The 24,044-nt window shown below is 34.5% G+C and carries 18 protein-coding genes; 4 read left to right on the top strand and 14 right to left on the bottom strand.

Annotated features, from left to right (window positions below; all coding sequences use genetic code 11):
- Positions 1 to 66: 66 nt before the first annotated feature.
- Entirely contained in the window at positions 67 to 1,698 is a 1,632-nt protein-coding gene (locus K5V07_RS12780; RefSeq protein ID WP_221917772.1) for a hypothetical protein, read from the top strand.
- Between the two features lie 85 nt (positions 1,699 to 1,783).
- Here the strand turns inward: K5V07_RS12780 and K5V07_RS12775 are convergent, their stop codons facing one another.
- Positions 1,784 to 1,999, bottom strand: coding sequence for a (4Fe-4S)-binding protein (locus tag K5V07_RS12775; protein ID WP_221917771.1), 216 nt, complete (start codon positions 1,997 to 1,999; stop codon positions 1,784 to 1,786).
- Between the two features lie 2 nt (positions 2,000 to 2,001).
- A complete protein-coding gene (locus K5V07_RS12770) occupies positions 2,002 to 2,409 on the bottom strand; it encodes an OsmC family protein (protein ID WP_221917770.1) in 408 nt (135 codons plus the stop codon).
- Positions 2,410 to 2,918: 509 nt separating this feature from the next.
- On the opposite strand from K5V07_RS12770, the gene K5V07_RS12765 reads away from it, so the two are divergent.
- Positions 2,919 to 3,803 (top strand): phospholipase A, encoded by an 885-nt coding sequence (locus K5V07_RS12765; RefSeq protein ID WP_221917769.1) that lies wholly within the window; start codon positions 2,919 to 2,921, stop codon positions 3,801 to 3,803.
- Between the two features lie 388 nt (positions 3,804 to 4,191).
- Here the strand turns inward: K5V07_RS12765 and K5V07_RS12760 are convergent, their stop codons facing one another.
- Both K5V07_RS12760 and K5V07_RS12755 read right to left on the bottom strand, forming a co-directional pair.
- A complete protein-coding gene (locus tag K5V07_RS12760; RefSeq protein ID WP_221917768.1) occupies positions 4,192 to 4,527 on the bottom strand; it encodes a DUF6370 family protein in 336 nt (111 codons plus the stop codon).
- 39 nt (positions 4,528 to 4,566) lie between these two features.
- Positions 4,567 to 4,929 (bottom strand): DUF983 domain-containing protein, encoded by a 363-nt coding sequence (locus K5V07_RS12755; RefSeq protein WP_221917767.1) that lies wholly within the window; start codon positions 4,927 to 4,929, stop codon positions 4,567 to 4,569.
- 91 nt (positions 4,930 to 5,020) lie between these two features.
- On the opposite strand from K5V07_RS12755, the gene K5V07_RS12750 reads away from it, so the two are divergent.
- Entirely contained in the window at positions 5,021 to 5,884 is an 864-nt protein-coding gene (locus K5V07_RS12750) for an AraC family transcriptional regulator (protein ID WP_221917766.1), read from the top strand.
- Between the two features lie 228 nt (positions 5,885 to 6,112).
- Here the strand turns inward: K5V07_RS12750 and purT are convergent, their stop codons facing one another.
- The 7 genes from purT to K5V07_RS12715 form a co-directional block, all read right to left on the bottom strand.
- The gene (gene purT, locus K5V07_RS12745) at positions 6,113 to 7,273 is read right to left on the bottom strand and encodes a formate-dependent phosphoribosylglycinamide formyltransferase (protein ID WP_221917765.1); all 1,161 of its coding nucleotides are present in this window, start codon (positions 7,271 to 7,273) and stop codon (positions 6,113 to 6,115) included.
- A gap of 4 nt (positions 7,274 to 7,277) precedes the next feature.
- A complete protein-coding gene (locus tag K5V07_RS12740) occupies positions 7,278 to 7,760 on the bottom strand; it encodes a hypothetical protein (protein ID WP_144889413.1) in 483 nt (160 codons plus the stop codon).
- 147 nt (positions 7,761 to 7,907) lie between these two features.
- Complete coding sequence (locus K5V07_RS12735; protein WP_221917764.1) at positions 7,908 to 8,633, bottom strand: phytanoyl-CoA dioxygenase family protein; 726 nt, start codon at positions 8,631 to 8,633, stop codon at positions 7,908 to 7,910.
- Positions 8,634 to 8,789: 156 nt separating this feature from the next.
- The gene (locus tag K5V07_RS12730; protein ID WP_221917763.1) at positions 8,790 to 10,658 is read right to left on the bottom strand and encodes a U32 family peptidase; all 1,869 of its coding nucleotides are present in this window, start codon (positions 10,656 to 10,658) and stop codon (positions 8,790 to 8,792) included.
- A 285-nt stretch (positions 10,659 to 10,943) separates the two neighbouring features.
- A complete protein-coding gene (locus K5V07_RS12725) occupies positions 10,944 to 16,856 on the bottom strand; it encodes a DUF1573 domain-containing protein (RefSeq protein WP_221917762.1) in 5,913 nt (1,970 codons plus the stop codon).
- A 265-nt stretch (positions 16,857 to 17,121) separates the two neighbouring features.
- Complete coding sequence (locus tag K5V07_RS12720) at positions 17,122 to 18,306, bottom strand: pyridoxal phosphate-dependent aminotransferase (protein WP_221917761.1); 1,185 nt, start codon at positions 18,304 to 18,306, stop codon at positions 17,122 to 17,124.
- 52 nt (positions 18,307 to 18,358) lie between these two features.
- Positions 18,359 to 19,456, bottom strand: coding sequence for an acyl-CoA desaturase (locus tag K5V07_RS12715; RefSeq protein ID WP_144889782.1), 1,098 nt, complete (start codon positions 19,454 to 19,456; stop codon positions 18,359 to 18,361).
- A gap of 106 nt (positions 19,457 to 19,562) precedes the next feature.
- Between K5V07_RS12715 and rsmG the strand changes: the two genes are divergently transcribed.
- Positions 19,563 to 20,192, top strand: coding sequence for a 16S rRNA (guanine(527)-N(7))-methyltransferase RsmG (gene rsmG / locus K5V07_RS12710; protein WP_221917760.1), 630 nt, complete (start codon positions 19,563 to 19,565; stop codon positions 20,190 to 20,192).
- A gap of 135 nt (positions 20,193 to 20,327) precedes the next feature.
- Here the strand turns inward: rsmG and pruA are convergent, their stop codons facing one another.
- From pruA to K5V07_RS12695, 3 genes are all read right to left on the bottom strand, one after another.
- Positions 20,328 to 21,956 (bottom strand): L-glutamate gamma-semialdehyde dehydrogenase, encoded by a 1,629-nt coding sequence (gene pruA / locus K5V07_RS12705; protein WP_221917759.1) that lies wholly within the window; start codon positions 21,954 to 21,956, stop codon positions 20,328 to 20,330.
- Between the two features lie 287 nt (positions 21,957 to 22,243).
- Positions 22,244 to 22,630 (bottom strand): Co2+/Mg2+ efflux protein ApaG, encoded by a 387-nt coding sequence (apaG, locus tag K5V07_RS12700; RefSeq protein WP_182649373.1) that lies wholly within the window; start codon positions 22,628 to 22,630, stop codon positions 22,244 to 22,246.
- 83 nt (positions 22,631 to 22,713) lie between these two features.
- A complete protein-coding gene (locus K5V07_RS12695; protein WP_221917758.1) occupies positions 22,714 to 23,979 on the bottom strand; it encodes a DUF5103 domain-containing protein in 1,266 nt (421 codons plus the stop codon).
- Positions 23,980 to 24,044 lie beyond the last annotated feature (65 nt).

Here is a 24,044-nt window from a genome sequence, read left to right as displayed (position 1 = left end):
TCGGAATAGTACTGTAACGCTTTTTGATGTACGAAGACTAATCTGGTACACAAATAACTTTTCAAAATGAAAAAGACATTTACTTTTATTTTTTTATTTATTTTAGGTTTTTTATTGTTTTATAGCAATTTACCTGTTCTCAATTACGGCTTTACTGGTTTTGCTTTTATTTTGTTGATTCTAGCCGTTTTGGCCTTGCTGTTTTCGACGGGATTTGCTGTTTCAGGTTCTAATAATCAGTTAAAAGTGGTCTCGAAACCCAGTCGTTTTTTAGTATATATAGTTCTTGTAGTTTTGGGGTATTGTACGATTTTGCCCTTTGTAACTAGTTTGAAAATGTTTCGCTCTGACTCGTACCAAAAGTTGCTTGGAGAAGTTAAAAATGGAGACAAAATAACCAATCACATTGCTCCAATTGCAATTGACAAAATTCGTGTTGTTGATGAAGAATTGGCACATCTGCTCGGTGAGAAAATCTTAGGTTCGCAACCGGCTTTGGGTAGCCAAGTAGAATTAGGAGATTTTTGTATTCAAAAAGTAAACAATAGTTTGTATTGGGTTGCGCCTTTATTACACTCTGGTTTTTTTAAATGGTTCAACAATCAAGAAGGAACAGCAGGATATGTTATGGTTTCAGCAACCAATGAGCGTGATGTAAAATTGGTACAAAACGTAGCGGGTAAAGCAATTAAAATTAAGTACCAGCAAGGAGCTTTTTTTCAAAGTAATATTCACAGGCATATCTATTTTAACGGAAATGCCACAGTAGGTTTGACTGATTTTAGTTTTGAAATTGACGATGCTGGAAATCCGTTTTGGATTGTAACTAAATATGCTAAAAAAATAGGTTTCTCAGGTAAAGAAGCTATTGGTGTAGCTGTTGTTAATGCACAAACTGGAGCTATTGTAGAATACTCAATTGGTAAAACACCAAAATGGGTGGACAGAATTCAGCCTTTATCATTTATCGAAGATCAATTGAATGATTGGGGCGAATACGTGCATGGATATTGGAATTTTTCGAATGCGAACAAACTTCAAATTACCGAAGGTTTGACATTGGTTTACGGTAACGACAACAAGTCATATTGGTATACGGGTTTGACATCAGTAGGAAAGGACGAATCCGCTGTGGGTTTTGTATTGGTTGATACCAGAACAAAAGAAACTACTTTTTACAAACAAGGAGGTGCAACTGAATTTGCTGCCCAGAGTTCTGCCCAAGGAAAAGTTCAGGAAAAAGGATATGAGGCATCTTTGCCTATTCCTTACAACATTAATAACATTCCAACGTATGTGATGACTTTGAAAGATAAAGGCGGATTAGTTAAAATGTTTGCTATGGTCGCTATTTCGGATTATACCATTGTAGGTGTTGGAAATACGATGCGTGAAGCATTAACCTCATTTAAGAATGCGTACAACATGTCAGATAATAAGATTAATCCGGGCAATGTGTCAAATAAAAAAATGTTGAAGACCGTCGTTACTAGAATTCAGAATGATGTAAAAAACGGCAACAGCTATTATTATTTTAAAGTAAAAGATTATCCTAATATTTTTGTAGGCTCATCGCAAATTTCGAGTCAGTTGCCAGTAACCATGATTGGCGATACGATCCAAATTTCATTTGATATTGATACAGAGGAAGTAATTGATGTTTCCACTTTTGAAAACATCAATTTAAAAAAGAAATAATTTTGGTTAATTATTTGTAGTGATAAAAGGTTGGATTCAGTTGTGTTGAATTCAGCCTTTTTTGATTTTATTTCTAAGGAGTATTTTAAAAATAAGTCAAAGCACCCGATGGACATTTGTCTACCGTTTCTCTTATTTTTTCAGAGGACGAAGCATCAATTTTTATCCAAGGTTTTTCCTTTGGTTGAAAAACATCGGGATTATTGCGAACACAATTACCAGAATGAATGCATTTGCCAGCCTGCCATACTACAGTCAGTTCACCATTAGTATATTCTTTTGTGATGTCCATTGAGTCCATAATTATATTGTGGTGTTGATTAAAATGTTGTTTTTTAGTATTTTAGAAACGGGGCATTTTTCGGCAATGTTCAATAATCGATGCTTGACGTCATCTTCAATTGTTTGAGGGAAATAAATCGCCCTTGAAATAAATGTAGTAGGTGTTGGACCATCTTCCTGATTAAAATTTAACGCAATATTGATTTCAGGAATGTCCCATCCTTTTCGGTCGATGTACATTCTTAAAGTAGAAAGTGTACACGATGCTAGGGCGGCAAGAAGCGCACTGTAAGGATCTGGTCCTAAATCTTTTCCTCCTATGCTTTCGGGCTCATCCATTATAAGTTGGCCGTTCCTCCAAGTAATTGTGCATAAATATTTTTGGGAACCAATAGTACCTAAAATATCATTCTCTAAAGCCTTTTCCATCAGTAATATATTATTTTTTGAACGTAGTTATAAAACATCTTTAAATTCGGGAGTTTTGTTGAAAACGTGTTTTACAAAATACCAAAATGGAACAACATTAGAGTCTTTATCTCATGCATATGAACTTCTCTCTAACAGCAAATCATTACCAAAACATTTTAACGTCATCGTTTAAATTACGAAGTGCTCCAAATTGAATTCTATAAGGATTGTACCAACTTTTGAATCTAAAACCAAAATTAGCTTGTAACCATCAGTGATCTGAATGTTATCTAGTGCTTGCTTTGTGTAAAACTGTATTTCCTACAGTATATAAATTTAGTGATTTTTATTATACAAATTTAGGCAGATAAATATGAGAGCACTTAATATAGATTGAGAAGCTACCAAAACAAACTTTGGTAGCCTCTGTAAACGTTGTAATTATGCAAATATCAATTGAATTTGTATAACCATGAGCATTTACAAACAAATATCTTTGCGCTTTTAAAATTAGTCAAAAAAATAGCATGAGTCAATTATACAAAGTGGTACTAGCAATGATGATGATAACCACTTCATCATTTGCTCAAATAGATTTCGATAAAGTGATTATTAGGAAAAGCTTGTCGCAAGCATGGGAATTAGATAGTATAGACAAACAAGGAACTTTTAGGTTTGTCTCTTATCGTCCTACTTATATAGCTGCAGCGCGTTGGTCTAGTAAAAAGAATGAAGCACCTTTTAATGAAAGTGGCGAATTTAACACTACCGACAAAAATATTTTTAATAATATCGAGTCTAAATTTCAAATTAGTTTTAAAACTAAAGTGATGGAAGGAGTGTTCAATGGGTTTGGTGATTTATGGGTAGGGTATACTCAAATAGCGCATTGGCAGATTTACAATAAAAAATTATCTAGAGCCTTTAGAGAACTCAACTATGAACCCGAAATAATTTTAAACTTCCCTGCAGATATTACTCTTTTTAAAGGAAAAATCAGAACTTTTGGGGTTATTTTGAACCATCAATCTAATGGGAAAGACATTCCTACGTCAAGAAGTTGGAATAGAATTGTTTTAAACATTGGATATGAATATAAAAACTGGAATGTAAATTTTAGACCTTGGTATCGCTTGCCTGATACGGAAGACGAAAATCCAAATATTACCAAATATGTTGGAGATGCAGAGTTAGAAATAGCGGCACAATTTGGTAAGCACGAATTTTATACGCTGATCAATCATTCGTTTAGTACTTTTGAAAAAGGAAATATTCAACTTAATTATGTATTCCCAATTCATGGCCATTTGAGAGGTCATGCTCAGATTTTTCAAGGTTACGGAGAGACTTTGATTGATTATAATGTCAAGCAAACTACTATTGGAATTGGAGTTTCCTTTGCAAATTGGTAGATCTCTTGAAACTTTTGAATACTTTACAGCTACTCTATTTTACAAGTAATTACTGTCTTGTGACACAACGATGGCTTTTGGAACTATGATTTCATTTTGCTAAAAAACTCAGAAGATATACCAAAATTGGTAACGATGTGTTTTTTAATATGTTTTTTCGATTATAACAGGGTAATCTTCAAAAGTAAAGGGTAGAGAATTTTCGACTATATTGTCATTTATATTGATACTCCAGAATTTGTAAAATTTGTAATGTTCACAAATTGGCCGCTACCGAATAAAATAGTTTTGGCTTTAAAGTGAATAGTCTCTACTTTGGATAGAAATAAGCTTTCTTTTTATGGAGTTAGTGCACTGTATTGGGTAATATTTTGATGAATTAACGCTATTATTTTTGTTCTGTTTTCTTTTTCTCAGGCAATAATTCAAATGATGTTGCCACAAAACGCTGGTTAACTATGTAACCTGTAACTTTGGCTTTCCTTACAGCAGCACAAAATCCATCTTTGGCATGTGCATCGCCGTGAGAATCGATGGAGCTGCCGTCTACAAAATAAGATTTTCCGTCTATGCGAACGGCCAAATCGCATCCGTGACCCGTCATTGCAAATTGGCATTGACCACAAGAAGCTTCCACAATTTTAGATTCTTGGTTTTCTTTTTTATCCTGAGCACTGGCTAGAGTAGCAATAATTAAAAGTGCTATACAAAGTATTTTTTTCATGGTAATAAAGTTATAAAAAAAAACAAAGATACCTGTTTTTTACATTGAATAGTTTTTGAACATGTAAATCCACAACAGTCGCGACAAACGAATATTGAACGAAGCTAAGGCGATTATCACAAAGGCAATAATAGGTATGATTCTCAAATCAAATCTTTCCTGAAAGAAAAACTGAGCAATTCCATAAGTGGCTATACTTTGCGCCACTGTTAGGCCATAATTGACATACATAGCTCCAAAAAAATAGCCAGGTTCTTTCTCGAACTTGTAATGGCAGTGCGAACAGTATTCGTTCATTTTTGGGAAACCAAAAGTAAAAAAGAGACTTTTTTCATTAAAAACCTTTCCTTTTTGACACTGTGGACAATCATTATTTAGGATATGCGCGATAGCGTTTGACATGATATTTATTTTTATCAAAGGTATTTCTAATTCCCATGAATAGTATTTTCTATCTTCGCTACTTCTAGGACAATAAAGACATTTAGATATCATGGCTAAGTATCCCATTTACAATATTCAGCGGTTTAATTGCAATGCAGTCAATAGTAGTTTGTACATCAATACTTTTAAAAATCATTTAATTACGCACAGTTTCGTAGAGGAACCGCACCGCCATAATTCCTATGTTTTAGTATTTTTTACACAAGGCTCGGGGACGCATGAGATTGATTTTGATGTTTTTGACATTCAGCCCGGAAGTATGTTTTTTATGCAACCTGGACAAATTCACCATTGGCATTTATCCGAAGATGTTGAAGGATATGTTGTTTTTTACTCACAGGAATTTTACAATCTTTACTTTGGACAAAAAGATATTGCCAACTACCCTTTTTATTCTGCTGTGGATAATAAACCCGAGCTTGTTTTACAAACTGACGAAAGTCTTGCCATTGTGCCGTATTTTGAAAGACTTATCGAGGAATCACAGTCTACTCAGCCTTGGCAAAAGGATTATATTTTGAATCTTTTGGACTGCATTCATATCGAAATTGCACGTAAGTATGAAAAATCGAATTTGTATCAAGCACATGCCTACAATGTGAAAATTAAAGCTTTTGAAACCGAATTAGAAAAGCATTACAAAACAGAGAAAGCGGCCTCTTTTTATGCAGCCCAGCTTCACATAACGCTGAAACATTTAAATAGAATTTGCAACGAAAGACTCCAAAAAACCACCACGGAGGTTATCACGGACAGAGTTTTACTCGAAGCCAAACGCATGTTGTTTGACAAAGATTTCACTGTAAACGAAATAGCATTACGTTTAGGATATGAAGATTACTCGTATTTTACCCGATTGTTTAAGAAACAAACGGGATTAACGCCTAGCCAATTTAGAACCACCAAAAATTAGTTTTTGGTGGAAATGTTTTGTTTTTTCTTTGTTAGTACCACATAAATAATACACAAACTACAAACAGTATTAATGAAATACAAATAATTAGGCTGTACAAAAGTCACTTCAAGGATTAATAATGTACTGTTTATAATGAGCGCGCAACTAGATAGCAAGAGTAGGGTATTTTTAAATTTCATACTGGCAAATATTTAGATTTTTTGTCTGACGTTTTAATGCATGTACTTATGGGTGAACAGTAATAAAGCTTGCCGCATTCTTGGCTTTTTCTACAACAATGTCAATTGGTGTTTCAAGACTATCATTTACCAAAGCCACACCCATACGTCGGTAAGGTCTTGAAGTGGGTTTGCCAAAGATTCTAAAATCAGTTTTGGGTAAAGCAGCAATTTTTTCTATTCCTGTAAAACTTGGATTTTCAGAGTTTTCTGACGCTAAAATAACGGCACTAGCACCCACTTTTTCTAGTGTAATTTCAAAAATAGGCAAGCTTAAAATAGCACGTAAATGCAATTCGAATTCGTTAAAGTTTTGCGTTCCCGCCAAAGTTACCATTCCTGTATCATGTGGTCTTGGCGATAATTCTGAGAAATAAACACCATCATCAGCCAAGAAAAATTCGACTCCAAAAAGTCCTGCGCCTCCCAAAGCTTCGGTAACTTTCTCAGCCATATCTTGGGCTTCGTATAAGTCTTTGTCGGATATCAGGGCAGGTTGCCAGCTTTCTTGATAATCACCACGTTCTTGACGGTGACCAATTGGCGCACAGAAAAGTGTTGGGTTATTATTTTGTACCACCGTTAATAATGTGATTTCCGAATTGAATTTGACAAATGCTTCTACAATTACTTCTACCACATCGCCACGTGAACCTTCAACGGCGTATTGCCAAGCTTTTTCGATATCAGATTCCGTTTTGATAGTGGATTGCCCTTTTCCAGACGAAGACATCAATGGTTTTACCACGCATGGCATTCCAACTTCGGCTACTGCTTTTGTCAATTCTTCGGCAGTGGTGGCGTAAAGATAGTTGGCCGTTTTTAGGCCAAGTTCTTTGGCGGCCAAATCACGAATGGCTTTACGGTTCATCGTAAAGTTGGCTGCTTTTGCTGATGGCACTACGGTTATACCTTGTTTTTCGTAATCATAAAAACGTTCGGTACGAATGGCTTCTATTTCGGGAACAATAAAATCGGGTTGGTGTTTAGCAACGATGCGGTCTAATGCCTCGCCGTCAAGCATATTAATGACTTCAAAACCGTGCGCTACTTGCATAGCAGGTGCATTTTCATAACTGTCTACTGCAATTACAGTTTGCCCGATGCGTTGTGCAGAGATTACAAATTCTTTACCTAATTCGCCTGAGCCGAGGAGTAGTATTTTCATTTTTTTAAATTGTTTGTTTTTGAGAATTTTGACTCCGTTTTACAATTATTAAACTACTAATAAACGTCAAAATCATTAATAGGAATGATAAAAATAGAATCATTAGTATTGAAAATATAATTTGAGAATAAATCTGTGACCCTAACACAACAGATGTGCCATTAATAAATAGTCCTATTATATATGTTGCGAACAAAGTTATTATAAGTTTTGCACTTACTTGAAATGAAAATTGAGAACAAGTTTGAAAGTAAGATGCTTGTCTTACTGATAAACTTATTTTTTTGGCTGAATTCCAAAAAATAAAAATAATAAATAGGGGGAATAGAATTCCCCAAAAAAGTTGATTTCCGAATAATCCAAAGTCACCTACTGCTATTAAGATTTCAATAAATAATGTTTTCGTAAAGATTAATATTGGAAAAATGGAGCAAATAAAAAAACCAGCGATTATAGAGTTTCTAGTAATGCTATTTTGTGATTTCATTTACATTTGGTTTTGAGAGTAAAGATAAAAAATGGATTTTATTCCCGAGTATTTTTTGCAGATTTGGTATATTTAATTCTATACAGAAATAATAATTTGGTATTTAGTTATTTGAGGAGTTTAGTAATTTGGATAGAAGTTAGTAGTTTAATTCAGATTCAAATTTGTTTTCTCACTCCATTCTAGTTCGTTTGGTAATTCTTTATTACTGAATTCAATATGAATTACTCTGCGTCTTTCGTTATTAGTTGTTTTATTTGATGCGTGAAAAAGTAAAGGTCTCATGATCATTATTCCGCCTTTTTCAACTTCACAGATCTTTTCTGTTTCGTTTTTAAATTCTATATTTTCAACTCTTACGATGCCATTTTTATGTGATTTGTTTAGAACTTTTAGTGCTCCATTTTCTTTGGTTGTTTTGTCTAAATGAATTCTAATGGTGAAATTTTTTTCTAGAATATCTTTAGGAGGTTGAACCGCATATTGATTTTGTTTTAAAGTCCAATTTTCGAAATTATCAACTTCAATTTTTTTGTCAACAGAAATAGTTAGATCTTGATGATAAGCTACAAACCAATTTGATTTTTCTGGTTTATCAAAGTATATAGATTTTGTTATAAAATAATCTTTCCCAAAAGTTGAGTGTATTATGTTAATCAAGTTTTTATTGAAGATGTGGGAAAGTACTTGGGGAATTTCTTTATGAAATTGTCGAATTGCAAATAATTCTTTAGATTTTCTAAAGGTTGAATCAGAAGGTTGCTGGGATGTTTTTTGGTCAATAAATGAAATTATTTCGTCTATTTCAAAATCTGAATAAACATTGTCAATAATCTCAAAACCATCAGAATGTATTTTGTTTGAGTAATTCATTACAAGTTTTTTTTGCGTGAGGGATAGAAGCGGCATCCTTTTGTGAAGCGATAGCGAAACAAAAGATATAGCGCATAGCCCGCTCGCCGCGGCGAACACGCCCAAATTTAATAAAAAAACCGATGCCTTTTTTTAATAAAGCATCGGTTTTGTGTTTTAATGAAAATGATCTTCTTCAATTTCGAATTCAGCGTCTTTTTCCCAAATTTCCATTTCGCAGGGTTTGCAATTGAATTTGAGTTTGTATTCTAATTCGCCTTGTTTTAATACCAAAGGTTCTTTTACCTTTTTGTCCATATTTTCTCGATGGTATTTCGGGCAACGTTCTAATTCGTATTTAATACAATATTTCGTCGTCATCACACGTGATTTCCCAGGATCCCATTGCAATTCAAAGGCTTTTTCGATTTCGGTAACGCCGTGACGCTCGTAGAATTTACGCGCCAGTTTGTTTGAAACATTGTACATAAAATCCAATTTGGTTTCCGGATAAGGATGCGATGTTTTAACCAATTGGTGTTCCTCAACTTTGTAATTAGCCAAACGAATTTCCGACAGTTGTTCGTAAACCGTTCTTCGAATTTCGTTGATTTTGGATATTGGTAAGAACCAATTTTCAGAAAATGCAATTGTAATTTCATCAGCTGTGTAAGGCGTGAAACCTGTTTTGGCCAAGTTAGTTTTGAAGTTTTCTTCAATTGACTCGTTGTTCTTGGTTCTTTCTTTTGGATGTACCAATTGAACCTTGCTCACATTACCATCTTCGTCAGTAGCTTTTAATTCAAAGCCATTTTCTGTTTCGGATAAGTGCAAAGTAGTGCTTATTTTACGAACCGCACTGTCTTCGCGTTCTACAATTTTGATAAAAGCTGCGTCGTTGTTACGGTAAATAAAAGTGCCTTCTTTTAGTTCTTTTAATACATTTGGGTAAGCCAAGCCGTTTTCGACTTTGTTTACATAAATTCCGTCAGCCTCGTTGTTCTCATTGATGTAACACAAACCATCGCCGTTGTGGAGTAATTCGCCGTTCTCTATTTCGTAAGCATTACCCACAGTACGAATTAGTTTCCCAATGTATTGTCCTTTTGATTTTGGACTTTCCCAAGAACCGATAGATTGGTGTCTTTCGTTTACAAAATAATCGGTGTATCCACGATTGAAACTTTTGTTCAAAGCAGAGTCAAAAGTAAAAGTACATTTTCCAGAAGAAGCTTTGGTGTAGTTTTCATTCCCTTCCAAGAAAGCATCTAGTTTTTGACGTAAATAAGAAACATTATTTTTTACGTACACGATATCTTTCAATCGCCCTTCGATTTTAAAGGACATCACGCCGGCTTCTACAAGATTTGGAATTTGATCCGAAACGTCAAAATCTTTTATAGAAAGTAAGTGACTGTTCTTGATTAAAGTTTCGCCGTTACCATCAATTAAGTTATACGGCAAACGGCAGTTTTGTGCGCAGGAACCACGGTTAGCGGAGCGTTCGCCATTGGCCACACTCATATAACAGTTTCCGCTGAATGACACGCAAAGTGCACCGGTTACAAAAAATTCTAACTCAACATCAGCTGTATCAGCGATTTCTTTGATTTGGTGTAAATTCAATTCACGAGCCAAAACGACGCGTTTCATTCCGGCATCTTTCAAGAATTTAATCTTATGAGGATCACGGTTGTTGGCTTGCGTACTAGCATGCAAAACGATAGGAGGCAAGTCCATTTCCATGATGGCCATATCTTGTACAATTAAAGCATCAACTTTAATATCATACAATTGCCAAATCATCTGGCGGCAAGTTTCTAGCTCGTTATCATACAAGATCGTGTTGATAACCACAAAAACTTGTGCATTAAAAAGGTGTGCGTACTCTACTAAAGCAGCCACATCTTCGATAGAGTTGGTAGCATTAGAACGGGCTCCAAATTGTGGTGCACCAATATAAACGGCATCAGCCCCACTATTGATAGCTGCCATACCATGAATTAAATCTTTGGCAGGTGCTAGAATTTCTATTTTTTTCTTCATCGATTTGATGATAAATTAGTTGTTTATTAACACTTTAGTCTTTTTGGTGGTTCCAAAAAAAAAGTGAGCAAAGGTCTAATAAATTATTCAAGATTTCTAATTCGGGAATGGATTTTTTGAGAAATATTTTTTGAAGGATAAAAAATGATCTTTCTCGATTTTAGGCTCATAAAAAAGCCTCAAGTTTCCTTGAGGCTTAGTGTGAAATGGAACTTTGCGTTACTGTAAAACACTTGAGTATTCATTTATAAACCTATTTTGAATACCGTGTATTGAACTGAATTCTTAATTTTTTATAAATTTCACAACATTCATTTTATCGTTATTTTTTATTTTTAATAAATAAACACCATTTTGCAACATGTCGATTCTTATTTTTGTCTCTTCATTGCTTATTGGTTGTGTTAATACCTCTTTTCCAGAAATATCATAAATATACGCTAAACATTTATTTAATAATTCTGTGGTTTTTATAATTAAAAAATCATTTGCAGGATTGGGATAGAAGATAAAACTAATATCATTGAAATTTTCGTTGGTATTTAGTGTTTCAGCTTTTGTACAGGTTGATTTTGATAAAATTTGATTTCCATCTTTTACTATGTATATATCATAACAGTAAACGTTATTTTCTACTATTTCCGTATCTAATAAATATAAGTCTGTTACTCCCTCTTTAAATAATATATTGTTACGGTAAATATTGTAAGAGTAGTTTTTGCTACTATTAACATTGCTAGTATTGTTTGTTTTTTTGTTAGAAAATGCTGATTTTTGAGTATCTTTTTCAAACTTTGAAATAAATGTAAAATCAGAATCTGTGAATAATGTTGCTCCAGACTTAATATTTTTTGGATTTATCTTATAAGTACTCGACCCATGTTGTATTTCAAAATAAATTTGATTCCCAATAGTGTATCCAGGAGTAATTGTAGAGTTAAAAGCACATTTGTCTATGTTAGGCTTGCAATTGAAAACGTATAATGAATCATTCTTACTTGAATATACAATAGAGCTTACGATTGTTTTACCTTTAAGAGTAGGGGTGTTACAGTCTGTAGAATTGATTCCGTTTTGATCGTAAACATTAATAATATCTCCATCTGATAAAAAATCAAATGCAGACGCTTCAACAACTACTGTATGGTATTGACCCCAACCCCAATTAACAATTATAGTCTTATCATCAAGAACTTTAGATTTAGAGTTAAAATCAATTGCTGATATTTTATAGAACAATCTATTAGTTAGGTTTTTATTATCCGATACATTAGATTCAATGATGTAATCTCCTCCCTTTGTATAAGTGTTTTTTGTATTACCGTTTAATTCTGAAGAGAAATCATAAACTTTATCACCATCGTAATCCCATTTGTAATTTTTTATTGTGCCATCTTGGTCAGTTGCAGTAGAAGTAAAAGTCACCTCAAGCGGAACTTCTCCTAATAGAGGAGTAATAAAATTATTTACGACAGGAACATAATTGATATCGCCTTTTTCTGCCATAAGCAAAGGACTGTAAATTACTTCTCCTCTGTTTATATCGTCAAATTTATCAAATATTTTTTCACTTATAACACCAATATCTATTGTTCCCCACCAGTTTTGGGTTGCAGAAAGGTTATTTGAGGAAAGATTTTGAATGTTAAAGGTATTGTTTTGTAAAAAGTTACTATTTGTAATGGTTAAATTACCATTGGTATTAACTTTTATTCCAATGTTCATTCCTGATATGGTACTTTGATTTATAGTATTCGTTCCGTATAGTTCTAATCCTGTGTTATTTCCAGAACCTCTTATCGAAGTTTCATTCATTGTCAAATTATTGCAGGATAAAATAATATTGGCTTCGCCAAATATCACGCTTTTATTAATGGATACGTTATTTGCTTGGCTCAAATTCATAGGTAAGTTTGTGATTTGGCTATTATCAATGCTTATATCGTAGTAGTTATTTGTTGGAATAAAACTGCCTCCTTCCACTATACTGTTTTTGATATTGAAATTTGCTCCGCAACATCCTATTTTCCATGTCGTATTTTTTACATTACAGCCATCAAGCCAGATACCTGAATTGTATGAATCTGAAAATAAAGTAGCGTTGATTAATTGCATGTTATTCAGCGATATTTTTTCACTTCTTGGGTATTCTCCCAATATCTGTCCTGATTCAAAACTACCATTGGAAAGTAACAACTCGGCACCAGTTTGATATCCACCAGTAAGTATGTTGGTGTTTATCATTTGTAAATTATCTATAGTTAATTTTCCAGTGTTTTTGTCTCCTTGCTGGAATTCGGATTCATTGCCTACTTGTATGCCGATATTTCCGTCCAGCATTTTGATATAGCTGAGTTTGTGTGTAGCTAGATTAGTGGCTGCAAAATTCAGGAAACGTTTTCCTTTTTTCATGCCGCTTACATCGCTTCGAAAAACGATAGTATTAGGTTGGGTTCCGTTGGCTTCAAGTCTTCCTTTTACTAGCAATTCATAATCTCCAGTATAACGAATTTCTACACCGGGTTCTATTGTTAAAGTTACGCCTGAGGGAACTTGAACATCACATAATATATAATATGGACTTAATGCTTTTGTCCAAGTTGCATTTTGAGCAATTAAACCGCAAACTCCAGTTCCTGCATCTAATACTCCCATTCCGCTAAGGTTGACAGTACTTGTGTTTTCTTTCGAGTTATGATTTAAAGTTAGGGTTGTGTTTACTTGTCCTAAATAGACTGGTTTAAAATTAACCGTTAATTCATATACTTCGTCAGGTTTTATGGTAAAACTTGTATTGTCTACAGAAAACAGACTACTATTCAAGGTAATATTACTGATTACCAAATCCGCTCCTCCCTTGTTTGTGATTAATATTTTTTTGCTGACAGTGTTGTTTAATTGAACAACATCCATGTTTATATTTGTTGTAGATAAACTGATTATTGCGGAGGGTGCTCCAGCTATGGAGTACCAGCTTTCATGGCCTTCAATTTTGTCATTTACCCCATCGGCTGATAAATCATGGGCAGTTACAGCAATGATGTCGTTAATGATTGTACTGGTTAAAGTATATGTGGTGGCATTACCAGCATTAATGACATTTGTAAAATGTATGCCATCGGTAGAGCCATAATAAATTTTATAACCAGAAATGTCCGTTTCAGTGTTGGCGGTCCATTTTAATACAACATTGCTGCCATTGGTAATCTTAACCACATTTAATGGTGGGGTTATTGGCGCAGTTGTTTTTGAATCTGTTAATTGGTTGGAAAAGTTTATTGTTCCTTTATTTATATCATCATTCTTGTCCCATAACAATTTGTTGATGTCTGTTATGTTATTTGTTCCCCACCAGTTTTGTGTAGCAGTAAGGTTATTTGAGGAAAGATTTTGTATGTTAAAGGTATTGTTTTGTAAAAAGTTACTATTTGTAATGGTTAAATTACCATTGGTATTAACTTTTATCCCAGTGTTCATTCCTGATATGGTACTTTGATTTATAGTATTCGTTCCGTATAGTTCTAATCCTGTGCTATTTCCAGAACCTCTTATCGAAGTTTCATTCATTGTCAAATTATTGCAGGATAAAATAATATTGGCTTCGCCAAATATCACGCTTTTATTAATGGATACGTTATTTGCTTGGCTCAAATTCATAGGTAAGTTTGTGATTTGGCTATTATCAATGCTTATATCGTAGTAGTTATTTGTTGGAATAAAACTGCCTCCTTCCACTATACTGTTTTTGATATTGAAATTTGCTCCGCAACATCCTATTTTCCATGTCGTATTTTTTACATTACAGCCATCAAGCCAGATACCTGAATTGTATGAATCTGAAAATAAAGTAGCGTTGATTAATTGCATGTTATTCAGCGATATTTTTTCACTTCTTGGGTATTCTCCCAATATCTGTCCTGATTCAAAACTACCATTGGAAAGTAACAACTCGGCACCAGTTTGATATCCACCAGTAAGTATGTTGGTGTTTATCATTTGTAAATTATCTATAGTTAATTTTCCAGTGTTTTTGTCTCCTTGCTGGAATTCGGATTCATTGCCTACTTGTATGCCGATATTTCCGTCCAGCATTTTGATATAGCTGAGTTTGTGTGTAGCTAGATTAGTGGCTGCAAAATTCAGGAAACGTTTTCCTTTTTTCATGCCGCTTACATCGCTTCGAAAAACGATAGTATTAGGTTGGGTTCCGTTGGCTTCAAGTCTTCCTTTTACTAGCAATTCATAATCTCCAGTATAACGAATTTCTACACCGGGTTCTATTGTTAAAGTTACGCCTGAGGGAACTTGAACATCACATAATATATAATATGGACTTAATGCTTTTGTCCAAGTTGCATTTTGAGCAATTAAACCGCAAACTCCAGTTCCTGCATCTAATACTCCCATTCCGCTAAGGTTGACAGTACTTGTGTTTTCTTTCGAGTTATGATTTAAAGTTAGGGTTGTGTTTACTTGTCCTAAATAGACTGGTTTAAAATTAACCGTTAATTCATATACTTCGTCAGGTTTTATGGTAAAACTTGTATTGTCTACAGAAAACAGACTACTATTCAAGGTAATATTACTGATTACCAAATCCGCTCCTCCCTTGTTTGTGATTAATATTTTTTTGCTGACAGTGTTGTTTAATTGAACAACATCCATGTTTATATTTGTTGTAGATAAACTGATTATTGCGGAGGGTGCTCCAGCTATGGAGTACCAGCTTTCATGGCCTTCAATTTTGTCATTTACCCCATCGGCTGATAAATCATGGGCAGTTACAGCAATGATGTCGTTAATGATTGTACTGGTTAAAGTATATGTGGTGGCATTACCAGCATTAATGACATTTGTAAAATGTATGCCATCGGTAGAGCCATAATAAATTTTATAACCAGAAATGTCCGTTTCAGTGTTGGCGGTCCATTTTAATACAACATTGCTGCCATTGGTAATCTTAACCACATTTAATGGTGGGGTTATTGGCGCAGTTGTTTTTGAATCTGTTAATTGGTTGGAAAAGTTTATTGTTCCTTTATTTATATCATCATTCTTGTCCCATAACAATTTGTTGATGTCTGTTATGTTATTTGTTCCCCACCAGTTTTGTGTAGCAGTAAGGTTATTTGAGGAAAGATTTTGTATGTTAAAGGTATTGTTTTGTAAAAAGTTACTATTTGTAATGGTTAAATTACCATTGGTATTAACTTTTATCCCAGTGTTCATTCCTGATATGGTACTTTGATTTATAGTATTCGTTCCGTATAGTTCTAATCCTGTGCTATTTCCAGAACCTCTTATCGAAGTTTCATTCATTGTCAGATTATTGCAGGATAAAATAATATTGGCTTCGCCAAATATCACGCTTTTATTAATAGATACCTTATTAGCCAGCCTTAAATTCATAGGTAAATTTGTGATTTGGCTATTATCAATGTTTATATCGTAATAATCATTTGTGGGAACAAAACTGCCTCCTTCCACGACACTGTTTTTGATATTGAAATTTGCTCCGCAACATCCTATTTTCCATGTCGTGTTTTTTACATTACATCCATCAAGCCAGATACCTGAATTGTATGAATCTGAAAATAAAGTAGCGTTGATTAATTGCATGTTATTCAGCGATATTTTTTCACTTCTTGGGTATTCTCCCAATATCTGTCCTGATTCAAAACTACCATTGGAAAGTAACAACTCGGCACCAGTTTGATATCCACCAGTAAGTATGTTGGTGTTTATCATTTGTAAATTATCTATAGTTAATTTTCCAGTGTTTTTGTCTCCTTGCTGGAATTCGGATTCATTGCCTACTTGTATGCCGATATTTCCGTCCAGCATTTTGATATAGCTGAGTTTGTGTGTAGCTAGATTAGTGGCTGCAAAATTCAGGAAACGTTTTCCTTTTTTCATGCCGCTTACATCGCTTCGAAAAACGATAGTATTAGGTTGGGTTCCGTTGGCTTCAAGTCTTCCTTTTACTAGCAATTCATAATCTCCAGTATAACGAATTTCTACACCGGGTTCTATTGTTAAAGTTACGCCTGAGGGAACTTGAACATCGCCAATAATCTTATATGGACTTAGTGCTTTTGTCCAAGTAGTACTAAAACTAATATTTCCTTGTACGTTAACTTGTGCAGAAGCAACATTAATTAGACTAAAAAGTATAATAGTACTTAAAATTGTTTTCATTGTTTTCATATAAAGAGAGATCTATTTAAGAAAGGAAAAATAAATTTTGAAAGAGGTATAATCTACTCGGGCTAATTTCATAAAATTGTATTTCTATGATTAAAAACACCTCTTTGTTATTAAAAGACAATATTACAGAAATTTCCTTGTATTAAAAAGGGGTCATGGTAAAATATAAAAGATTGTATGTTAGTTTTTCAAAATAAAAAAATGCCCCAAGAAATAAATCTAGAGGCATTTTATTTTAAATATTTCAATACTGGTTTTAGGCGACTGCTTCTTTAATGCGACGCAATGCTTCTTTTAATAATTCTTCGCTAGTAGCGTAAGAGAAACGAATGCAGTTTGGATTCCCAAAGGCGTCACCAGTTACAGTAGCTACATTAGCTTCGCTTAAAAGGTACATAGAAAAATAATTGGCATCTTTGATAAAAGTTCCTTTAAGTGTTTTTCCAAAGAAGGATGAAACGTCTGGAAAAACATAAAAAGCACCCTCTGGAACGTTGATTTTGATTCCTGGAATGTCTCTTAGTAATCCTACAACTAAATCTCTACGGCTGTGGAATGCATCTACCATGTGTTTTAAAACACTCGGGTCAGCATCAACAGCAGTAATTGTAGCGCGTTGTGCTATAGAATTGGCTCCTGAGGTTACTTGTCCTTGGATTTTTGTACACGCTTTTGCAATGAATTCTGGAGCACCAATGTATCCAATTCTCCAACCTGTCATGGCAAAAGCTTTGGCTACACCATTTACAGTAATGGTTCTTTCTAGCATTCCTGGGATGGATGCAATGCTGCAAAAAGTCCCTGAAAAATTGATGTGCTCATAAATTTCATCAGCAACTACATATACATGTGGGTATTTTTCTAACACAGCAGCAAGCGCTGTTAATTCCTCACGGCTGTAAACAGATCCTGATGGGTTACATGGTGAGGAGAACCACATCATTTTTGTTTTCGGTGTAATGGCTGCTTCTAATTGTGCCGGTGTTATTTTGAAATCTGTTTCTACAGATGTAGGAACTTCAACAGGAACTCCACCTGATAATTTTACAATTTCGAAATACGAAACCCAATACGGTGCTGGTAAAATTACTTCGTCACCATCGTTTAGCATTACTTGAGCAATGTTGTACAACGATTGTTTCGCTCCGGTAGAAACCACAATTTGTGTGGGTTTATAGTCTAAATTATTATCTCTTTTAAACTTTCGGCAAATGGCTTCTTTCAGTTCAAGGTAACCTTCAACAGGAGAATAGGTGCTGTAATTTTCATCAATAGCACGTTTTGCTGCTTCTTTGATAAAATCAGGCGTATTAAAATCAGGTTCGCCAAGGCTTAAACTGATGATGTCTTTACCTTGTGCTTTTAATTCTCTGGCTAAAGCCGCCATGGCTAAGGTTTGTGAAGTAGATAAATTATTTATTCTATCGGATAATGGATTCATTGGTATTAAGTTGTAGTTAGTTTTAATATGTTAGTAGCCCATAAAGGCTTTTTTATGCGGTTAATGCTGGATTTTGGCCTAAATCTTTTAAATGTTTGAAATGAGCAATCACGGCACTTCTCATCGTTTTATATTCATAATATGGTAGGTTGCATTCTGCAGCAGTTTCTTTTACAATTTTTGCAATTTTACCATAATGTACATGGCTTATATTTGGGAAAATATGGTGCTCAATTTGGTGGTTTAATCCGCCAGTGTACCAGTTTACGATTGCGTTTTTTGGTGCAAAATTAGTCGTGGTAAACAATTGGTGAATAGCCCAAGTATTGTCCATTTCGCCCAATTCGTTTGGTGTAGGATTTGTAGTTTCTTCTACTACGTGCGCTAGTTGGAATACAACACTTAAAATCAAACCAGCAGTGTAATGCATCACAAAAAATCCTATTAGTACTTTCCACCAAGTGATCCCAATTACGATTGGTAATACAATCCAAATAGCAACATAAATAACTTTGGTAATAATTAGCGTTGTCCAAAGTATTTTTGGGCTCTTAGCTTCTCCGTAAGATAATTTTCTTTTGAGGTAGTTGCGCATTTGCTTAAAATCGGTAGTAATCGCCCAGTTGAAGGTTAATAAACCGTACAAGAAAATAGAGTAATATTGTTGAAAACGGTGAAAGTTATACCACTTGGCTTCTTTGGTAAAACGAATAACACGACCAGCATCTAAATCTTCATCATGTCCCGGAATATTGGTGTAGGTATGGTGCAAGACATTGTGTTGAACTTGCCAGTTGTACACATTACCTGCTAGTACGTATATTGTTCCGCCCATGAATTTGTTAACCCATGATTTGTTTGAATACGACCCGTGATTTCCGTCATGCATCACATTCATTCCAACTCCAGCCATACCAATTCCCATGACGATTGTCAATAACAAGTGCGCCCAAAATGGCATACCAAGGGTTAGAATTAAAAAGTAAGGTGCTAGAAAAACAGAAAATAAAATAATCGTTTTCAGGTATAATTGCCAGTTGCCTGTTTTTTGAATGTTGTTCTCTTTGAAGTAGTTGTTAACCCGAGAGTTAAGTGTTCTAAAAAATTTTAGGCTATCTTGCTTAGCAAAAGTAGGGGCATTGTTATTCATATAATGTAGATAAGGTTCAAAGGTAATTATTAAAAATTTTTTGGTATACAAATTTCAGATAAATATTTTAACCATAAAGTATTACTTTTGTTAAAAAAAATAATAGATGGACGAGATTTTAAAGTATTTTCCTAATTTAAGTGATCTTCAGAAGGAACAGTTCGAAAAGCTCGATTTTTTATACCACGAATGGAACGAAAAAATCAATGTGATTTCGAGAAAAGATATTGATTCTTTATATACCAAACATATTTTACATTCACTTGGAATTGCTAAAATAATGAAATTTGAACCTGGAACGTACGTTTTAGATGTGGGAACTGGCGGTGGATTTCCAGGAATTCCATTGGCGATTCTTTTTCCGGAAACTAGATTTTATTTGATTGATGTTATTGCCAAGAAAATAAAAGTGGTTCAGGCTGTTGCCGAAGGTTTAGAATTGAAAAACGTAAAAGCAGAGCAAATGCGTGCTGAGAATGTAAAAGGTGATTTCGATTTTATCGTGAGTCGAGCCGTAACCAATATGCCTGATTTTGTGTCTTGGGTGAAAACCAAAATTAAAAAGAACAACAAACACGAATTGAAAAACGGAATTCTTTATCTAAAAGGAGGTGACTTAACCGAAGAATTAAAAGATTTCCCTAAAGCCACGGAGTACAACTTAGCGGATTATTTTGAAGATGAATTTTTTGAAACGAAGAAAGTTGTTCACTTGCCGTTGAAGTTTACGGTTTAGTCTAAAGGTCGAAAGTCATAAAGTCTAAAGAAAGAATTAGATAAAAAAAAGCCGAATCTAAATTTTTAGATTCGGCTTTTTGGTATTTGCTAAAATGCTCTAAAGACTTTTGACTTTTCACTTTAGGACTAAAAATTACTCTCCTAAAAATGGGTATCTGTAATCAACCGGCGTTACAAAAGTTTCTTTGATAGTTCTTGCAGAGGTCCAACGCAATAAGTTTTGCATAGATCCTGCTTTATCATTAGTTCCTGATCCTCTTGCTCCACCAAACGGTTGCATTCCTACAATAGCTCCTGTTGGCTTATCATTGATGTAGAAGTTACCAGCTGCGTTTTGTAGTTTCACGGTAGCTTCTTCAATAGCGTAACGATCTTGACTGAAAACAGCTCCTGTCAAAGCATACTCTGATGTAGTGTCTACTAATTCTAGAGTTTCTGCCCATTTAGCATCTTCGTAAACGTAAATAGTTACGACTGGTCCGAATAATTCGGTTTCCATTGTAGCGTATTTTGGATTGGTAGTTAGAATAACTGTTGGCTCTATAAAGTACCCTTTTGATTTGTCATAATTCCCACCGATAATTACCTTTGCATCAGCATCAGCTTTAGCTTGGTCAATAGCTTTCGCCAATTTATCAAATGAACCTTCAGAGATTACTGCCGTGATAAAGTTGCTCATATCTTGTGGCGATCCCATTTTCATTGATTTCAAATCAGCTTCTAATTCAGCTTGTACAGCTGGCCATAAACTTTGCGGAATGTATACGCGTGAAGCAGCGCTACATTTTTGACCTTGGTATTCAAAAGCACCACGAGCGATACCTGTGCTAACTTGTTTTGAGTGTGCAGATGGGTGTGCAATGATGAAATCTTTACCACCTGTTTCACCTACTATTCGTGGATATGTTTTGTATTTGCTAATATTAGTACCAATTTTTGCCCAAATATCATTAAATACTCCTGTAGATCCTGTAAAGTGAACTCCAGCTAAATCACGGCTAGCCAATAAGGTTTCGGTGATCATTCCTGAGTCGCCCATAACCATGTTGATAACACCATTAGGTAGACCTGCTTCTTTGAAAATTTGCATCAATAAGTTGGCAGAGTACACTTGAGTTGCTGCAGGTTTCCAAACCACAACGTTACCCATTAAGGCAGCACTTGTAGGTAAGTTTCCAGCAATTGCTGTAAAGTTAAAAGGAGTAATGGCGTATACAAATCCTTCAAGAGGTCTGTATTCAACGCGGTTCCACATGTCTGATGTTGACTTTGGTTGCTCGTTGTATATTTGTGTCATGTACTGTACGTTGAAACGTAAGAAGTCAATTAATTCACAAGCGGCGTCAATTTCGGCTTGATATATTGTTTTAGACTGTGCAATCATTGTTGCTGCATTGATCTTAGCTCTGTAAGGTCCAGCTAATAATTCTGCTGCTTTTAAGAAAATTCCAGCGCGTTGCTCCCAAGCCATTTTAGCCCAGTCTTCTTTAGCTTCAAGTGCTGTTGAAATTGCAGCTTCTATATGTTTTTTTTCGGCTTGGTGATATACCCCTACAATATGCTGGTGGTCATGAGGAGCAGACATTTTTTTAGTGTCTCCAGTTCTAACTTCTTCGTTTCCTATATAAAGAGGAACGTCTACTGTAGCGTTCCACATTTCGGCGTATGCTGCTGAAACCGCTGCTCGCTCTGGCGAGTTAGGGGCATAGCTTTTTACAGGTTCGTTTACTGCGTTGGGTACGTGAAAAAATCCTTTTAACATATTGATGTTTTTATTGGGTTAAAAATAGTGTTGTATTGTTTTTTAAACTAAAAACAAAAGTACAAAGGTTTCTTTAAAGATTTGATATTTTTTAAAGTAATCTAAAGCATCTTGTTGTCCTTTATCTAGATTGTAGCCCTGATAGTAATGGAAAGCTTTTTATGATGGAAAGCCGATTTTGCAGCGCTAAAAAAGCGACTGGAAGAAGCTCTTTTTAGGGCTAGGAAAACGTGCTTGACACAAAAAAACTTGTAATGAATAGCAGGATTAGCTCCTTATGAAAAGTATTAATTAAGTGCAAATGGTGCACATAGCCTAAAAGCAGGCACGATTACTTTGAAATTTCTAGTTGAAGTAAAATTAATCATGTTGAAGTATCCTTTCATGGCACCATACGGGGAGGATAATAAGCAACCTGAGCTGTAAGTATGTTGTTCGCCAGGTTTTAATACTGGTTTTTTTCCAATAACACCTTCGCCATCCACAATTTCTATATCGTTAAGAGAATCAAAGATTTCCCAATGACGTGAAATTAATTGTACTGAATCCTTACTGTGATTTTCAATTGTAATTACATAACTAAAGGCAAAGTGAATCTTATAGTTTTTGAAGTAAGTACCTTCAAAACTAGTTAATACTGAAATTTTTATGCCTCTTGTTATTTGAGAAACCATATTAAAAGAGTGAATATGTGTTTATTATTGACAAATTTACAAAAAAATGGTCTTAAATCAGTCCATTCTATAAAAAGTTTTTTCTAGTTAATGATGTTCAAGGAACTCGCTACGCCTTTACCAACCACGCGCTCGTACCGATCAATACTTTCTTTGTAATAGACCAATATGGTGTATTCATTTTCGGTTTGATAAAAGTTGCCATCAATGCTGTTTTCTTGGTCAATTATACCTGTGTCATTGGCAATTGTATATTGAAAATTTGCGAATCCTTGTTTCATTAAAATAGCTTTTTCATACCTGCCATTTTTTGGGTTATACTCCATCTGATATTCTGGAGTTAAGGCGTAGTTATTGAACATTCCTGTTACGTACACATTTTTGTTCATTCTGAAAGTTGGAGCAGATAGGTTGAAGTATACCCAAGCATAATCAGCTTCTATTTCACTTTTTATAGTGTTTAGATTTTTCGTAACAAAGGCACCATTGGCATCTTGAGTAAAAGTATACGGGAAATTTGCACGAGCGGCATTTGTGTGTAAAAAAGTGCCATAAATAGGTGTGCTAGAATCAATTCGGGCCACATTATTGCTTGCTGAGCGAATGTCTTTGTTTTCGAAAAATAAAAATTCATTGCCTGCCCAAAACTGCGTCTCAATATCGTATTTGTAAATCAGGTCATTTCCTATTGTATATTGAGGTTTAATATTTTTTAATGCGGTTTTAAACTGTGCGTTTTGTAAAATAAGAACTTTCACGTTTTTAATTGGATTTTGAAAAGTAATGCTGCTAGATTTAATGCTAAAATCAAGATTGTGTTTTGCATCATTGCTTTGTACTGTTCTTGCTCTTTTTATTTGCAAGGGAACTGTAACAAGGTCTTCGTAGAGGATGAATTTTCTAGAAAAAACAACCTCCTTGTTTTCGTCCAATACTTTTATCATGTAATTACCACTGATTTTGAGCTGTTGCGTAAACTGATTGGGTATCGCTAATTTGTAATGCGAATAAATCTGAAGCGTATTAAAGGAATTTGTATAATCTTGTATTCTTTGATTGTCAAAACCTTCGAGGTATTCATTTTTGGGAATAGGGGTGGGAACCCAGTTGTAGTCGCAATGAATTATTTCATAATAGTAATTGGCTTCATTGCCATACAGATCATCAAATTCTAATTGAAATCCTTCGCCTAATTTTAAAAATGGAATGATATTTTGATCATTCTGAATAAAGGAAATTGTTTTGATGTTAAAAGGTGGTGTGATCTCTTTTTCTGCCTGCGCAAATGTTACGCTGCTGAAGCTAATGGCAGTGATAAGTAGAACTATTTTAGAAAAGAAGGTACTCATTATGGGATGCTTAAGATTGTGTAAATATAAGGATTACTGCTCTTTGTTGCAGATTTATTTATTCG

The organism is Flavobacterium sp. CHNK8, from assembly GCF_019774515.1.
In the GTDB taxonomy this organism is placed as follows: domain Bacteria; phylum Bacteroidota; class Bacteroidia; order Flavobacteriales; family Flavobacteriaceae; genus Flavobacterium; species Flavobacterium tiangeerense.
The sequence above is the reverse complement of the archived record's forward strand: the minus strand, read 5'-3'. Positions and strand labels throughout refer to the sequence as shown.

Bases quoted from the DNA above. Each gene is read 5' to 3' on its own strand.
- K5V07_RS12750 (WP_221917766.1), top strand. From the start codon at position 5,021: ATGGCTAAGTATCCCATTTACAATATTCAGCGGTTTAATTGCAATGCA.
- K5V07_RS12755 (WP_221917767.1), bottom strand. From the start codon at position 4,929: ATGTCAAACGCTATCGCGCATATCCTAAATAATGATTGTCCACAGTGT.
- K5V07_RS12740 (WP_144889413.1), bottom strand. From the start codon at position 7,760: ATGAAATCACAAAATAGCATTACTAGAAACTCTATAATCGCTGGTTTT.
- K5V07_RS12720 (WP_221917761.1), bottom strand. From the start codon at position 18,306: ATGAATCCATTATCCGATAGAATAAATAATTTATCTACTTCACAAACC.
- K5V07_RS12775 (WP_221917771.1), bottom strand. From the start codon at position 1,999: ATGGACTCAATGGACATCACAAAAGAATATACTAATGGTGAACTGACT.
- K5V07_RS12730 (WP_221917763.1), bottom strand. From the start codon at position 10,658: ATGAAGAAAAAAATAGAAATTCTAGCACCTGCCAAAGATTTAATTCAT.
- K5V07_RS12780 (WP_221917772.1), top strand. From the start codon at position 67: ATGAAAAAGACATTTACTTTTATTTTTTTATTTATTTTAGGTTTTTTA.
- rsmG (WP_221917760.1), top strand. From the start codon at position 19,563: ATGGACGAGATTTTAAAGTATTTTCCTAATTTAAGTGATCTTCAGAAG.
- apaG (WP_182649373.1), bottom strand. From the start codon at position 22,630: ATGGTTTCTCAAATAACAAGAGGCATAAAAATTTCAGTATTAACTAGT.
- K5V07_RS12770 (WP_221917770.1), bottom strand. From the start codon at position 2,409: ATGGAAAAGGCTTTAGAGAATGATATTTTAGGTACTATTGGTTCCCAA.
- K5V07_RS12695 (WP_221917758.1), bottom strand. From the start codon at position 23,979: ATGAGTACCTTCTTTTCTAAAATAGTTCTACTTATCACTGCCATTAGC.
- K5V07_RS12725 (WP_221917762.1), bottom strand. From the start codon at position 16,856: ATGAAAACAATTTTAAGTACTATTATACTTTTTAGTCTAATTAATGTT.
- pruA (WP_221917759.1), bottom strand. From the start codon at position 21,956: ATGTTAAAAGGATTTTTTCACGTACCCAACGCAGTAAACGAACCTGTA.
- K5V07_RS12765 (WP_221917769.1), top strand. From the start codon at position 2,919: ATGAGTCAATTATACAAAGTGGTACTAGCAATGATGATGATAACCACT.
- K5V07_RS12760 (WP_221917768.1), bottom strand. From the start codon at position 4,527: ATGAAAAAAATACTTTGTATAGCACTTTTAATTATTGCTACTCTAGCC.
- K5V07_RS12715 (WP_144889782.1), bottom strand. From the start codon at position 19,456: ATGAATAACAATGCCCCTACTTTTGCTAAGCAAGATAGCCTAAAATTT.
- K5V07_RS12735 (WP_221917764.1), bottom strand. From the start codon at position 8,633: ATGAATTACTCAAACAAAATACATTCTGATGGTTTTGAGATTATTGAC.
- purT (WP_221917765.1), bottom strand. From the start codon at position 7,273: ATGAAAATACTACTCCTCGGCTCAGGCGAATTAGGTAAAGAATTTGTA.